Raw genomic sequence first — 13,587 nt, forward strand, 5'->3', positions numbered from 1 at the left:
CTATGGCTTCTCTTAATTTTTTGATCAATTATTTTGATTTTTTATAAAATGGAAGGGGCACTACTTCTGCCTCTACTTCTCTTCCTCTGACCATGACACTCACCTTTGTGCCCGGTGCTGTATATTCCTTATCCAAAATAGCCATGGCAGCCGGGTAGCCTAAGTAGGGACAGTGGGTTCCCGATGTGGTAAAACCGATCTTTTGTCCATTTACGAGAACTTCCTCCTGCTCCCGTATGATGCCCCGTCCCGTCACCTTTAATCCTGCCCGCTTTCTGGTCAGGGAATCCTTATTCGGTAAATGGCTTTTTCCTATAAAATCTTCCTTCTGCATCTTCACGGCAAATCCCAGGCCGGTTTCCACAGGGTTGATTTCATCGTTCATTTCATGGCCGTAAAGGGGCATTCCTGCCTCCAGCCTTAAGGTGTCCCTGGCTCCTAAGCCGCAGGGGATGATTTCGTATTCTTTTCCCGCATCCAAAAGGGCTTCCCACATGGTTTCTGCGTGTTCATTGTCCAGATAGAGCTCAAAACCGTCTTCTCCCGTATAACCGGTTCTCGATACGATACAGGAAATTCCAGCCACCTTTCCATCGAAAACAGCATGATAATATTTTTCCGGAATATCAGAAGTCAGCTTCATCAATATCTCCTGGGATTTAGGTCCCTGGAGGGCGATTTGGGAAATCTGGCCGGAAATATCTTCAAATACGACATCTCCAGATTGATGATCCAGCATCCACTGGTAGTCCTTATCCTTATTAGAAGCATTTACCACGATAAAATATTCCTCATCGTTTTTCTTGTACACAATCAGATCGTCTACCGTGCCTCCGTGCTCATTGCACATGGGGCTGTACCGGGCCTGTCCGATTGCCATGTCAGTGAAGTCATTGGTCAATATCTTCTGTAAGTTTTCCAGCGCATCTTTTCCCTTGCAGATGATTTCCCCCATATGGGAAACGTCAAAAAGCCCGGCTCCCGTTCTTACTGCCATATGCTCCTTGATAATTCCCTGCTCATACTGGATGGGGAGCAGATACCCGGCAAAAGGGACTATCTTGCCATGATACTTCAAATGCATTTCATAAAGCGGTGTTTTCAGTTCCATTTCGTAATCCTCCTTAAAATTTACATATAATAGGAAAGTCCTCCGTTAATCTAACAAAAAGAGGCAGAAAAAAATATCCCTATAAGATATTCCTAACTGCCTCTGTCCTTTTACCTGAAAGATTGACTTCTTCGGTACATAAATGTTCTCCAGAGTTACGTCCAAACCCGATCCTTTTGCCTGAGAGTTTTCGCATTCCCCTTCGGCGGCATGTTTTTATGCTCTCTCTCGGATTCTTCTTCCGTTATTTATATTGATATTATCAGACTATTTGAACAATGTCAATGGCTTTTTATCCGATATTTTGTGACAATTTTAACAATTAAACAAAAAACACATATAAATTTTCTATATAACAAACTGCTTCATATATCTCCTGCTCAGCACAATACTCCGTATCACATCCTCACGGTTTTTTTCAAAGCTTTTGTCCTCTACCTCCACACACGTATAACCGTCATAACCGATATCTCTCAGCGCAGAGACATATTTCCCCCAGTCCACATCTCCAAGCCCCGGAATTTTAGGAGCCATAAACTCCAGAGGATAAGCCAGAATTCCCACATCATCCAGCTTTTCTTTAAATAGCTTGATATCCTTATAATGGACATGAAATATCCTGTCCTTAAATTCATAAATCGGCTTGATATAATCCATATGCTGCCAGATAAAATGGCTGGGATCGTAATTTAAGCCGAAGGAATCACTGGGGATTTTTGCAAACATCTTCCTCCATATGTTCGGCGTTGCAGCCAGATTCTGTCCTCCCGGCCACTGCTCCTTCCCAAACAGCATGGGGCAGTTCTCAATTGCTATTTTTACCTTATGATCTTCTGCAGCCCTTATAATATCCGGCCAGATTTCTTCAAACAGCTCCAGATTCTCTTCCACAGTCTTTGACTGGTCTCTGCCGATAAAGGTGGTCACCATTCCCACCCCCAGCATGGCAGAAGCCTCGATCACTTTTTTTAAGTGGGTGATATTAGCTGTCCTTTTTTCCTCATCCGGATCCATGGTGTTGGGATAAAAGGCCAGGGCGGAAATTTCTACATGTTTCTTTTTGCAGTAATCTAATATGTACGCCGCCTTTTCCTCATCCAGTTTCTCTGCATCGATATGGCTGACTCCGGCGTAGCGCCTTTCCGCCTTTCCGTCCGGCCAGCAGGCCACCTCCACACATTCATACCCCAGTTCACTCACTGTGTCTATCATCTCTTCAAAATTCATCCAGTCCAGAATTGCGCTTACAAGTCCTAATTTCATTGCATCTTGCCTCCTTGGAACGATTGCTTTCTCAGCTTATTTTTACTGTTTTCCCTGTTTCACTGCTTTCCACCGCCGCAAACACGGCTTTCATGGCCGCCAGAGCCTCTTCCCCGCTGATTTGGGGAGGCGTGTTCGTTGTTAAGCATTTCATAAATACGTCAATCACGCCTGACCTGGTCTGGTTTTCATTGGTCTGAATCTGATCTGTGTCGTAATATGTCACAGTCCTGTCCCTTCCCTCCACTACAATAGAATGAAGAGGGTCCGCATAGATCTTCATAACCCCTTCCGTACCGTAAAGAACGGTGGAATTGTCTTCCTTACCGCAGCAGGTCCAGCTTGCCGTCATGGTACCCACCGTACCGTTTTCCAGTTTATAGATGCAGATTGCATTGTCATCCACAGATATGAAGTTTCCCTCTCCGTCTTTTTTATCCAGTGTTCCCAGGTAAGCAGTTACCTCACTGATCTTAGAACCGGTCAGGTACTGGATCAAGTCTGTCTTGTGAATCCCAAGATCTGCCATGGCTCCCATAACCGCCCTGGTCTTATCAAAAAACCATACATTTTTTCCCGGATCAATGCTCCAGGTTTCGGGACCTCCATGGGCAAAATTCGTTTTAAACGTAATAATCCTTCCGATCAGACCGCTTTCAATCAGCTTCTTCGCCTCAGCGTGAGCCTTAACCAGGCGCTGATTATGTCCGATCATAAGAAACTTTCCTGTCTCCCTGGCCGCCTCTGCCATAGCTTCACACTGAGATAACTCCATAGCCATAGGCTTTTCACAGAGCACATGCTTCCCTGCCTTTAAAGCTGCAACCGTAATTTCTGCGTGAACATGATTCGCCGCGCAGACGCTGACCGCGTCAATATCCTTATCTTCAAGAAGCTCTTCATAAGAACCGTAAACTCTTCCGCCGTACTTTTCTGCCAGCTCTTTGGCTCTTTCCTGATTTAAATCATAATATCCCCATAATCTGGCATCGGGATTTTCCGCATATTCCGGTATATGCCGTACCTGGGCAATTTTCCCGCAGCCAATGATCCCTATGTTAAACATAGCTGTACGCCTCCTTTTTATCTCTCACCTTGATTTCTTCCTGGTCTGAGCCAGAACCGCCACCAAAATAACAATTCCCCTCACCAGCCCGCTTAGGAATGGGGGCACATTTGCCATAACAAGTATAGTCTGAATGATACGAAGCATGAGCACTCCTAAAAATGTACCCATAATCTTTCCCCGTCCGCCCTCCATGGCGGTTCCTCCTATTGCCACAGCGGCAATGGCATCCATTTCATATCCGTCTCCGGCACTGGCGGCCTGAATCGAGGTCAGACGGCTGGCCAGAAGAAATGCCGCCAATCCATATAAAATCCCTGCATAACAGTAAATAAGGGTTTTTACTCTTCCAACCTTAATTCCGGTCAGCCTGGCTGCCTGCTGGTTGGAGCCAATCGCATAGACATAGCGGCCGAACTTGGTCTTGCTCATAATAAATCCGGTAACAAGGGAAACAATGATGAAAAACACCATCAGATTGGGAATGCCCAAAAGCCTTCCCGCAGCAATGGAACGGAAGGAATCATACAGGCTTTTGTCTACAGTAAAGGGGCCGCCCTGTCCCAACTGGTTGATAATGGAACGGTAGGCGGAAAATGTGGCCAAAGTCACAATGAAAGGAGCGATATTCCCCTTTGTAATGAAAATACCGTTAAACAGGCCTAAAAGAAGACCGAATACCAGGCAGAAAGCCAGACAGAGCAGGATACTCTGTGTCCTGTTGAGAAGCGTTACTCCAAGACCTGATATAAGGGCTACTGCAGAGCCTACCGACAGATCAATCATTCCGGCGGAAATAACAAGGCTCATGCCCATGGCGCAGATTCCCACTATGGCTCCCTGAACAAACTGATTCGTCAAATTTGTGAAGGAAAGGAAGGAAGGATTTACAATGACCGCCACCACCATCAGCAGCAGAAAGCTGAGCCAGTGGCTGTAATTAGCCGTAACCGTATGCCATGTCTGTTTTATATCTTTCATTTCAATACCTCCATTTTCGTCCCGGTGGAAAGCGCCATCACCTGCGCCTCATCCATCTCTTCCCTGTTTAAAATCCCCCGCAGCCGTCCCTTGTACATGACCAGACACCGATCGGCAATCTGGTAAATCTCCGGAAATTCTGTGCTGAACACCAGAATCCCCTTGCCTTTTGAGGCCAGATCCAAAATCAGCTTATAAATAGAATATTTTGCACCCACATCAATTCCCTGGGTGGGATTATCCATGATCAGAATATCCGCATCAGTCTCCAGCCATCTTCCTACAATAACCTTCTGCTGGTTTCCGCCGGAAAGGGAGGTAATGGGATCTGTTTCGCTCTCTGCTTTGATTTCCATTTTCGCCCGGTTCTTTTCAAAACGCTGCTTTTCTTCTTGATTGCTGATGACCAGCTTTTTGTGAAGCAGCGTAAAATAAGACATGGAATTGTTATCCCTGATGCTTAAGTCCGGCAGAATTCCTCTTTCCTTGCGGTTGCAGGGTATCATGGCGATTCCGTTTTTCATCACATGTAAAATGCTTCTTCCGTGAATTACCCCATTCTTTGTCTCAACAGTTCCGCCTTTTACGGATGTGATCCCAAACAGAGCCGTGGCCAGCTCTGCGCTTCCCGCCCCCTGAAGCCCTGTTACGGCTATTACTTCACCCTTATGCAAGTCAAAGGATATATCTTCAAAGGACTCTCCTGTCAGATTTTTGACTGACAGAAGCACCTCTTCTTTCACGCCGGGCTTCTGCTGCTCTTTTAAATTGGCATCCACAAAGGTTTTGCCGATCAGCAGTTCCGTGGCCTTATGCTCATCAATGTCCTTAATCAATCCGGTATCAATAAATTTTCCGTCCCGAAGCACTGTATATTTATCACAAACAGCAAATATCTCCGGCATCTTATGGGAAATATAAATAAAGCTCACACCCTGTGCCTGTAACCGGCGCATGATGGCAAATAAATTTTCAATTTCCTGATTGTTAAGAGCCGTAGTAGGCTCATCCATAATAATAAGCTCTGACTGGAACAAAAGAGCTTTTGCTATTTCCACCAACTGTTTTTTTGCCGTCTCTATCTCAGATACCACGCTTCTGGCATCAACAGCCGCATTCATGCTGTCCAAAACCTCCTGAGCCCTCTTTATCTCAGCCTTCTTATCCACAACTCCGGCCCGGCCCGTAATCTCCTCTCCCAGAAACATGTTTTCATACACAGTCAAGTCATTGCAGAGGTTTAACTCCTGATGAATGAAACGGATTTTTAAATCCATGGATTTCTGGGGAGTCATATCTGTGATCTCTGTTCCGTCAATGAATATCTTTCCTCCTGTTGGAGGAAATGTCCCCGCCAGGACATTCATCAGAGTGGTTTTTCCCGCCCCGTTTTCTCCCAGAAGGCCGTGAATCTCCCCCTGACCCAGCCGGAAATTCACGTCACTTAAGGCTATGACTGGGCCAAATTCTTTAGTTATATTCTGCATTTCCAGATTCATAAACGAAAATCCTCCTTCGCCCCGGATAACTGAAGGCCGGCCGATCCCAAAAGACCGGCCGGCTTGTTTTGTAATCCCGCTTATTTTAAGCTGTAGCGGATCTTATAAAGGTCAGATTTCATATATTCCTTATAGTCTGTCTTGTCGATCATCTGTGTCTCCACAAGATAGCTCTTTTCCAGAGTTTTGCCCTCCATGGCCTCAACGCCTAAGTCAACAGCCTCCCGAACCATAGACGGGGAAAACGTATAGGTCATGAACTCAATACCTTCCAGGCCGGAACCGTCAAACAGCTTCATAAAGCCTTCGCCTGCAGACACGCCGGAAATCAGTTTGATGTTGATAGCTGCCGGGCCGCTGTAGTTCTTTAAAGCTTCTACGATACCGAATACGATCTCGTCGTCATGGGTAAAGATTGCCTTCACGGATTCAATCTCTTCCTTGCTCTTTGTATTTAAAAAGTTTTCCATCTGCTCCATGGCCTTTTGCTGGCTCCAGTCTGTGGAAAACTCCTGGATCAGTTTGAAATTCTTATCCGCATTCTTCCAAAAGCCATTGGAACGCTGCATGGGAACGGTAGAGGAATCTCCCTTAAACTCCAGGATTCCCACTTCTCCTGCTGCCAGATCATCTTTAAAATATTCATTAAAATAGGTTCCTGCATCTTCTCCGATGGTGTCGTTATCACCCATGATCCAGGTGGTAGGTTCAAAGCCTTCAATCAGACGGTCATAGATGATAAGGGGAATTCCCGCATCAGAAACGGACTGAGCTGCACTTCTGAGCTCGTCGCCGGTTACAGGCCACAATACAAATGCATCCGGCTTTAAAGCCAGAATCGTTTCTACGGCATTGCTCTGTTCTCCTGACTCTGCTGCTGTCATAAACTTGTACTCAAAGCCGTATTTTTCCGCCATAGCCTTTACTTCTGCTTCGCAGTGCTGAATGGACTCTGCCGTAAATCCGTGATCCGCCGCCGGAGTTACCACGCCTAAAAGCTTGCCCGAAAGAGCAGCCCCCGCGCCCTCTTTGCTCTCTGCCTGTTTCGTCTCTTCTGTCTTTGCCGCTTCTGTCTTTGACGCTTCTGTCTGAGCCGCTGTAGTTACCGCCGTCTGTGAACCTCCGCAGGCCGCCATGGATAATACCATTACGGATGCCATTACTGCTGCTATTGCTTTCCTCATAAAAAACTTCCTCCTTTTTTTTCCGCCCATATCTTCGGGCATCTATTCTTTTCGGTTTTTCACCGTAGAATCCCGTAAAATAAGCCTGTGCTCCAGGTAAACCGCTTCCCCTGTCTCCCCTGTCTCAATCTGGCTTAAAAGCATCTCTACGCTGGCCTTCCCCAGAGAATACCTGGGCTGGGAAATCGTCGTCAGCATCGGATCAAACATGGTCGCATATTCCACGTCGTCAAAGCCGATGACAGAAATATCCTCAGGAACCCGAAGCCCCATATTGCCGGCCGCCCGTATTACCCCTAAAGCCAGCACATCGGAAACGCAGAATACCGCCGTAGGCCTTTCTTTTTCCTGTAAGCTTAAAAGCTCTTTTCCCGCATGGATGCCGCTTTCAAAGCTGTAGTCCCGATCCCCGTAAGCGAAATATCTTTCATCCGGAACGATTCCGGCTTGTGCAAGACCCGCTTCAAATCCTTTCTGTCTGTATTCACTGCTGATAAACTGATTGTCGCTTCCCACAAAACCGATGCGTTCATGGCCAAGGCTGATCAAATACTCTGCCGCCTCCTTAGCCGCTTTAAAATTGTCGATGGACACATGACCGTCTCTGGAATCCCTGCTGAACTCACAGCACTGGACAACGGGCACCTCCGAGGACAGTTTTCTTATTTCTTTGCTGTTCTTGTCACTGTAGAGAAAGACAGCTCCGTCCGCCTGGCCGTTATACAACAGCTCTGTAAACTCCCGCTCCCTGATTTTTTCCTGATTTGTAATACACAGCATAGTTCCGTAATCAGCGTTCCTGGCTGTATCCTCAATGCCTGACACGATGGAGGCGTAATAGGGATTCCCGATGTTTGGCACAAAGATCAGAAGCATACGGCTTTCCTTCCGCCTCAGCCTCCTGCCCCAGACATTGGGCTGATAGTTTAAAGCCTCAATGGCTGCATTCACCTTTTCCAGAGACTTGGGGGAGATCGGACCGTTTTTATTGATCACACGGCTGACCGTGGCCACGGATACCCCCGCTTCCTTTGCTACCTCTGCGATTGTAACCATGTTTGTTCCTCCCTGTGCTTCTTTTGTGTTTTTTGTGTAAACGGCAGTCTGTTTTTTCTTTCGTTTTCTGCCTCCGATGTTAAAAGTGTAATCGATTACATTTTTCTATGTAAATAACCGCGTCATTTGTATTATTGTGGTGTAATCGATTACATTTTGTCGCAGAAAAATATATTTTGTTTATTTTTTATATTTTCAACCCATTTTATAACTTTATTGTATCAAATCTTCACAAAATGTCAATACATTTTTTCACTTCTTTCATATGTTTTTTATATACCTTTCATATATACAAAAATCAAAAAATAAATTTTCATTTCCTCTCAGGCTTCCAACGTTTACTTCTGCACTGTTTGTCTTTACCCTTTCCTGCACACATGGGATGTTAAAAACTCCTTCTGACAGCATTAGAAGGAGTTTTTATGCGTAAATATATTCTGGCAGCCAGAAACATCTCACTCTGGAGGACCGTATTTTTATTGAGAACTCAACAGGCAGTAAATCTACTGCTTAACTAATTTATCCAATTCCTTTACATGCTCTGTTTCGTCAGCCACTTTATGGGTTGCCTTTAAAGCATACTGTTTCACAACTGCCTGTGATTTCTTAATGGGCTGCATGGTTCCTGCTCCGGCAACACATCCCCCCGGACAGGCCATTCCTTCCAGCAGATAGCCAGGATATTTTCCGGCAACCGCTTTTTTCAGCAGATCCCTGCATTCTCTTAAGCCTTCTGCATTGGCAATCTTAATCTCCCTGTCGGGATGCTGTTTCTTAATTACATCTGCTACCGCCTGTGCAACGCCGCCAGCCACTGCAAAGTTCCGGCCGTCTGTGGAAGCATCGTTGACACCGTTCATATCTTCTTCAATATTCTCTAAATCCAGATTCTTTGCAGCAAATATTCCAGCCATTTCTTCAAAAGTGAGCACAAAATCCACTTCACTTCTGACAGCCTTACGCATTGCCTCTAATTTCTTAGCCGCACACGGACCGATAAATACAACCTTTACGTTTTCGTAATAACGTTTAATGAGGCGGGCAGTTAACGCCATGGGTGTCAATGCCATGGAAATACAGTTTTCATATTCCGGATACGTCTTTTTTGCCATCATTGACCAGGCCGGACAACAGGAAGTTGCCATAAATGGAATGTGCTCCGGCACTTCTGTAATAAAGTCATTGGCCTCCTGATTGGCACAAAGGTCTGCTCCGATTGCAACTTCAAATACATCGGCAAATCCCAGCTCCCTCATAGCCGCCCTGAGCTTACCTGGTGTAACCTTGGGACCGAATTGTCCGACAAAGGCAGGGGCAACGGCTGCATATACCTTTTCTCCTGATTGAATGGACCGGATGACCTGAAAAATCTGTGATTTATCTGCGATTGATCCAAATGGGCAATTGACAAGGCACTGACCGCAGGAAACACATTTGTCATAGTCAATATCCGCTTTTCCATTTTCATCACTGCCGATTGCATCGACTCCGCATGCAACCATACATGGGCGCTTCTGAATGATAATTGCATTGTAAGCACATACCTCCGCACATCTGCCGCACTTAATACATGCATCCTGGTCAATATGTGCCCTGCCATTAAAGTGATCTAAGCTGACACAGGACTTGGGACAGACCTCCACACAAGGATGTGCAAGACATCCCTGACATCCATCCGTAACAAATACCCTCTTTTCATCACATGCATTGCAGGCAAATTTAATTACATTGATAAGAGGTGGGGTATAGTAATTCTCCGGTTTATCCGCTTCTTCTATTCCTTCTGATATGGGCGCATGAATGGCTGCACTGCGGTAAGGAAGTCCCAGAGCCAGACGAAGGCGTTCTCCAACGATTGCTCTTTCCCAGAATACATTATTTCGAAAAGATCCTACTTCACCCGGTATGATCTTATAGGGAAGTTCTTCGATTCTTTTGTTAATAGAACCATCCATCTCATATGCCAGACATGCAACTTCTGTAAAAATCTTATGACGTATCTCCTGTATTCTTGTTTCAACTCCACGCATTTTTCAATCCCTCCACATTTGTAGAATCAATAAACTGACCTGTATACTGATTCTGTTGCTATTTTGCTGTGTGCAACAGCTTCCGCTAGTGATTTACATCGTTCACTCAGATAAACCGCTCCCATCGGTGTATTCACTTCTGACAGTTCTCTTACCGTCAAAATCGCAGTATTCGCATGCTCTTTCATGAGTGCATTCCTAAACCAGATTTGATTATCTGTTTATTAAGTAAAATTATATCATTGGAAGATTTACTCGTCAATTATTTACCTGCTCTTCGCATGCATTCCTTTCCATACATAAAATTATTTATTTCACAATGTTCTGCTTAAATGAAAAGTACTGTGAAGGTGATTACGCTCTCCACAGTACTTTCTATCATGAACCGATCCTGTTTTACAATGAAATCTTTCCTGCCACGGCACACTTGGCAGCGCTTACCGGTGAAGCAAGGTATATCTCCACCTTGGAAGTTCCCATCCGTCCAAGGAAATTCCTGTTATTGGTGGCAACCACCCGCTCTCCGTCGCTTAAGATGCCTCCGGTTCTGCCGCAGCACAGCCCGCATCCCGGATGGGTGATAATGGCCCCTGCCTCCGATAACACAGATAAGGTTCCGTTTTCCAATGCCTGCCGGTATATCTTCCTGCTGGCCGGAGTGACAATCAGTTTCACGTAATCCGCCACCTTATGCCCCTTTAAAACCTCTGCTGCTGCCATCAAATCCTCTAACCGCCCATTGGTACAGGAACCAATGAACACCTGATCAATGGAAATATCCTTTAATTCTGAAACAGGCTTGATGAGATCAACCGATGACGGACATGCCATAACCGGAACAAAATCCGCCGCATCATAGGTGATCACTCTTTTATATTCTGCATCCTCATCCCCATAAACAGACTTTTGAAAGTCATTTAACTCAATCTGGCAGTATTCCGCTGTTTTTTCATCCGGCGTAAATACCGCGCACTTTGCACCTGCTTCCACCGCCATGTTAGCCATGGCCATACGGCTGGCTACAGACATTCTGGAAACGGTGTCCCCTGTAAACTCCAGGGCACAGTAGGAAGCGCCGTCAGCGCCGATATCTCCGATCAATGTCAGTATGATGTCCTTGGACATAACGCCTTTTGGCAGTGTTCCGTTAATTTCAACCTTTATGGTTTCCGGAACCTTTACCCACATATTTCCGGTGCCTAAAATGCTGGCCATCTCCGTATATCCGATTCCGGAAGAAAATGCCCCGATACAGCCGTAAGTTGTGGTATGGCTGTCCGTGCCAAATACCACATCACCGGGCTTCACATAAAAGGCCTCCGTCATGAGCTGATGGCAGATTCCGTCGCTTCTGTGGACATTCTTCATGCCGTACTTTGCCGCAAACTGGTCTCCGATCTTAAAATGGCGCACATCATCCAACTGGCTTGCAGGCACCAGATGATCGTAAATCAGCACCACCTTATCCGGGTCCCATAGCTTTTCAAATCCCATTTCTTCAAATTTACCGGCTACAAATGGGATAAAGATATCATGAATCATGACCCGGTCTACAGAAACGGTAACAATGTCACCGGCTTTCACCGATTCTTTTTTTACATTATGTTTTATGATCTTTTCAATCGCTGTTAATCCCATTTTTCCCTTACTCCAGTCCATTTTTCTTTCTCATAGCCTTTACAAGGCCGCCTGCCTCTATAATTTCCAACAAATTATCGGGCAAAGCTGTAATGGGGTACGAATTTCCTTTGTATTCGATCTTTTGATTCTTATAAACGGTCAACTGACCGCCTTCCTGAACATCGTCATAAAGGTCAGGCTGTTCAATCAGCAACAGCCCGTTGTTAATGGAATTCCTGTAAAATATTCTTGCAAAAGACTTTGCAATGACGCAGGAAACTCCCAGAGCTTTGATGATTTCAGGAGCCTGTTCCCTGGAGGAGCCGCAGCCAAAGTTTTTACCGGCCACGATCACGTCCCCCGGCTGTATCTCTCCTGCCAGGTCTGTACGCAGCGGTGAAAACGCGTATTTTTTCATTTCCTCAATGGTTTTTAATGCCAGATATTCCGTAGGAATGATGATATCCGTATCAATGTCATTTCCTAAAGTCCATATCTTTCCTTTTATTGCATCCATACTTGACCTCTCATTTACGTGTTTTCTATGATGTATCCTGCAATGGCAGAGGCAGTTACCGTAGCCGCCGATCCCAAATATACTTTAGAACTCGGATGTCCGGCTCTGCCTTTAAAGTTTCTGGTTCCCGTGCTGATCAACACTTCATTTTCTCCGATAACTCCCTGGCAGCTTCCCCAGCACACGCTGCAGTTGCTGTTCATCACAATGGCACCGGCCTCCATAAAGGTCTGGATCAGCCCTTCTTCCAAGGCCTGCTGATATACCTCGTTACTGGCTGGAACCACTAAAAATCTGACATGATCCGCCACTTTCCTGCCCTTGATGATCTCAGCGCCGACCCGCAAATCATCAATCCGCCCATTGTTACAGGAGCCCAGGAAGGCTTCATCGATTTTTACGCCCTTTGCCTCGTCCACAACCACCACATCGTCAACGAAATCCGGTCTGGCAACCACGGGCTTTATTTTTGATAAATCAAAGGTGTATTCCTTCACATAATTGGCATCTTCATCGCTGAAAAACAGCTTTTTTGCTTCTCTTCCCCGCTCTTTTAAGTAAGTAAGGGCAACCTCATCCGGTTCAAAAATTGCAGTTTTGGCTCCTGCTTCCACCGCAAGATTGCAAAGCACCATACGATCATTGATATTCAAGGACTTTGCACCTTCACCCGTAAATTCCATCACCTGATAATTGCATCCGTTAGCGCCCACTTCACCGATAATGGAAAGCATCAAGTCTCTGGCGTAAACTCCCTCAGGCAGGGAACCGACCAGATTGAATTTAATGGTTTCCGGAACCAGCACCCATGAAGTGCCTGTTACCATACCGTATAAAAAGTCTGTACAGCCCACACCGGTTCCAAAAGCTCCCAATGCGCCGTAAGTGCAGGTATGGCTGTCCGCACCGAAAATAAGCTCGCCCGGATTCACATAGTTCTCCATCATGATCTGATGGCAGACACCCTTTCCTTCCCAGAAATCGATCTTGTGCTGCTTTGCAAAATCCCTCATCTTCTTTTGGGAAGCGGCTGTTTTGGGGCTGTCGGCTGGCACATTGTGGTCCACAATAAAAACCAGCTTTTTCACATCTGAAATTCTGGGGTTTTTCAATTTATTATGATACATATCTATGGTCAGATGGGTGGTTCCATCATTACTCATCATCCGGTCAAGCTTCACGGTATGGATATCTCCGGGCTTTACAAATGAAACTCCTGCTGCATCTGCGATGATCTTTTCTGCAACTGTCATTCCCATA

11 protein-coding genes and 1 riboswitch are annotated in these 13,587 nt (G+C 45.7%); all 11 genes read right to left on the reverse strand.

All coding sequences use genetic code 11. From position 1 onward, the window contains the following. Nucleotides 1–28: 28 nt before the first annotated feature. The 11 genes from gcvT to QM657_RS00405 all read right to left on the reverse strand — a co-directional run bounded on the left by gcvT (nucleotide 29) and on the right by QM657_RS00405 (nucleotide 13,586). Nucleotides 29–1,111: a glycine cleavage system aminomethyltransferase GcvT gene (gene gcvT / locus QM657_RS00355; protein ID WP_415064540.1), complete on the reverse strand. Its 1,083-nt coding sequence runs from the start codon at nucleotides 1,109–1,111 to the stop codon at nucleotides 29–31. 158 nt (nucleotides 1,112–1,269) lie between these two features. Then, nucleotides 1,270–1,352: riboswitch (glycine riboswitch) on the reverse strand. A gap of 107 nt (nucleotides 1,353–1,459) precedes the next feature. Next, nucleotides 1,460–2,374, reverse strand: a complete 915-nt coding sequence (locus QM657_RS00360; RefSeq protein WP_415064541.1) for a sugar phosphate isomerase/epimerase family protein — start codon at nucleotides 2,372–2,374, stop codon at nucleotides 1,460–1,462. A 31-nt stretch (nucleotides 2,375–2,405) separates the two neighbouring features. Beyond that, nucleotides 2,406–3,440 carry a Gfo/Idh/MocA family protein gene (locus QM657_RS00365; RefSeq protein WP_415064542.1) on the reverse strand — a complete coding sequence of 345 codons (1,035 nt, stop codon included), beginning with the start codon at nucleotides 3,438–3,440 and terminating at the stop codon, nucleotides 2,406–2,408. 24 nt (nucleotides 3,441–3,464) lie between these two features. Beyond that, entirely contained in the window at nucleotides 3,465–4,421 is a 957-nt protein-coding gene (locus QM657_RS00370; RefSeq protein WP_415064543.1) for an ABC transporter permease, read from the reverse strand. Continuing rightward, nucleotides 4,418–5,920: a sugar ABC transporter ATP-binding protein gene (locus QM657_RS00375; RefSeq protein ID WP_415064544.1), complete on the reverse strand. Its 1,503-nt coding sequence runs from the start codon at nucleotides 5,918–5,920 to the stop codon at nucleotides 4,418–4,420. The genes QM657_RS00370 and QM657_RS00375 overlap by 4 nt, the downstream gene beginning before the upstream one ends. Nucleotides 5,921–6,000: 80 nt before the next feature. Beyond that, nucleotides 6,001–7,104, reverse strand: coding sequence for a sugar ABC transporter substrate-binding protein (locus QM657_RS00380; RefSeq protein ID WP_415064545.1), 1,104 nt, complete (start codon nucleotides 7,102–7,104; stop codon nucleotides 6,001–6,003). Nucleotides 7,105–7,146: 42 nt separating this feature from the next. Then, the gene (locus QM657_RS00385; protein ID WP_415064546.1) at nucleotides 7,147–8,160 is read right to left on the reverse strand and encodes a LacI family DNA-binding transcriptional regulator; all 1,014 of its coding nucleotides are present in this window, start codon (nucleotides 8,158–8,160) and stop codon (nucleotides 7,147–7,149) included. 503 nt (nucleotides 8,161–8,663) lie between these two features. Further along, nucleotides 8,664–10,190 (reverse strand): 4Fe-4S dicluster domain-containing protein, encoded by a 1,527-nt coding sequence (locus tag QM657_RS00390; protein ID WP_415064547.1) that lies wholly within the window; start codon nucleotides 10,188–10,190, stop codon nucleotides 8,664–8,666. A 396-nt stretch (nucleotides 10,191–10,586) separates the two neighbouring features. Next, complete coding sequence (locus QM657_RS00395; RefSeq protein WP_415064729.1) at nucleotides 10,587–11,828, reverse strand: 3-isopropylmalate dehydratase large subunit; 1,242 nt, start codon at nucleotides 11,826–11,828, stop codon at nucleotides 10,587–10,589. A 7-nt stretch (nucleotides 11,829–11,835) separates the two neighbouring features. Continuing rightward, the gene (locus QM657_RS00400; protein WP_415064548.1) at nucleotides 11,836–12,327 is read right to left on the reverse strand and encodes a 3-isopropylmalate dehydratase; all 492 of its coding nucleotides are present in this window, start codon (nucleotides 12,325–12,327) and stop codon (nucleotides 11,836–11,838) included. Between the two features lie 14 nt (nucleotides 12,328–12,341). Then, the gene (locus tag QM657_RS00405) at nucleotides 12,342–13,586 is read right to left on the reverse strand and encodes a 3-isopropylmalate dehydratase large subunit (RefSeq protein ID WP_415064549.1); all 1,245 of its coding nucleotides are present in this window, start codon (nucleotides 13,584–13,586) and stop codon (nucleotides 12,342–12,344) included. Nucleotide 13,587: the final 1 nt, after the last annotated feature.

The organism is Lacrimispora sp., assembly GCF_047605665.1.
Lineage (GTDB): Bacteria > Bacillota > Clostridia > Lachnospirales > Lachnospiraceae > Lacrimispora.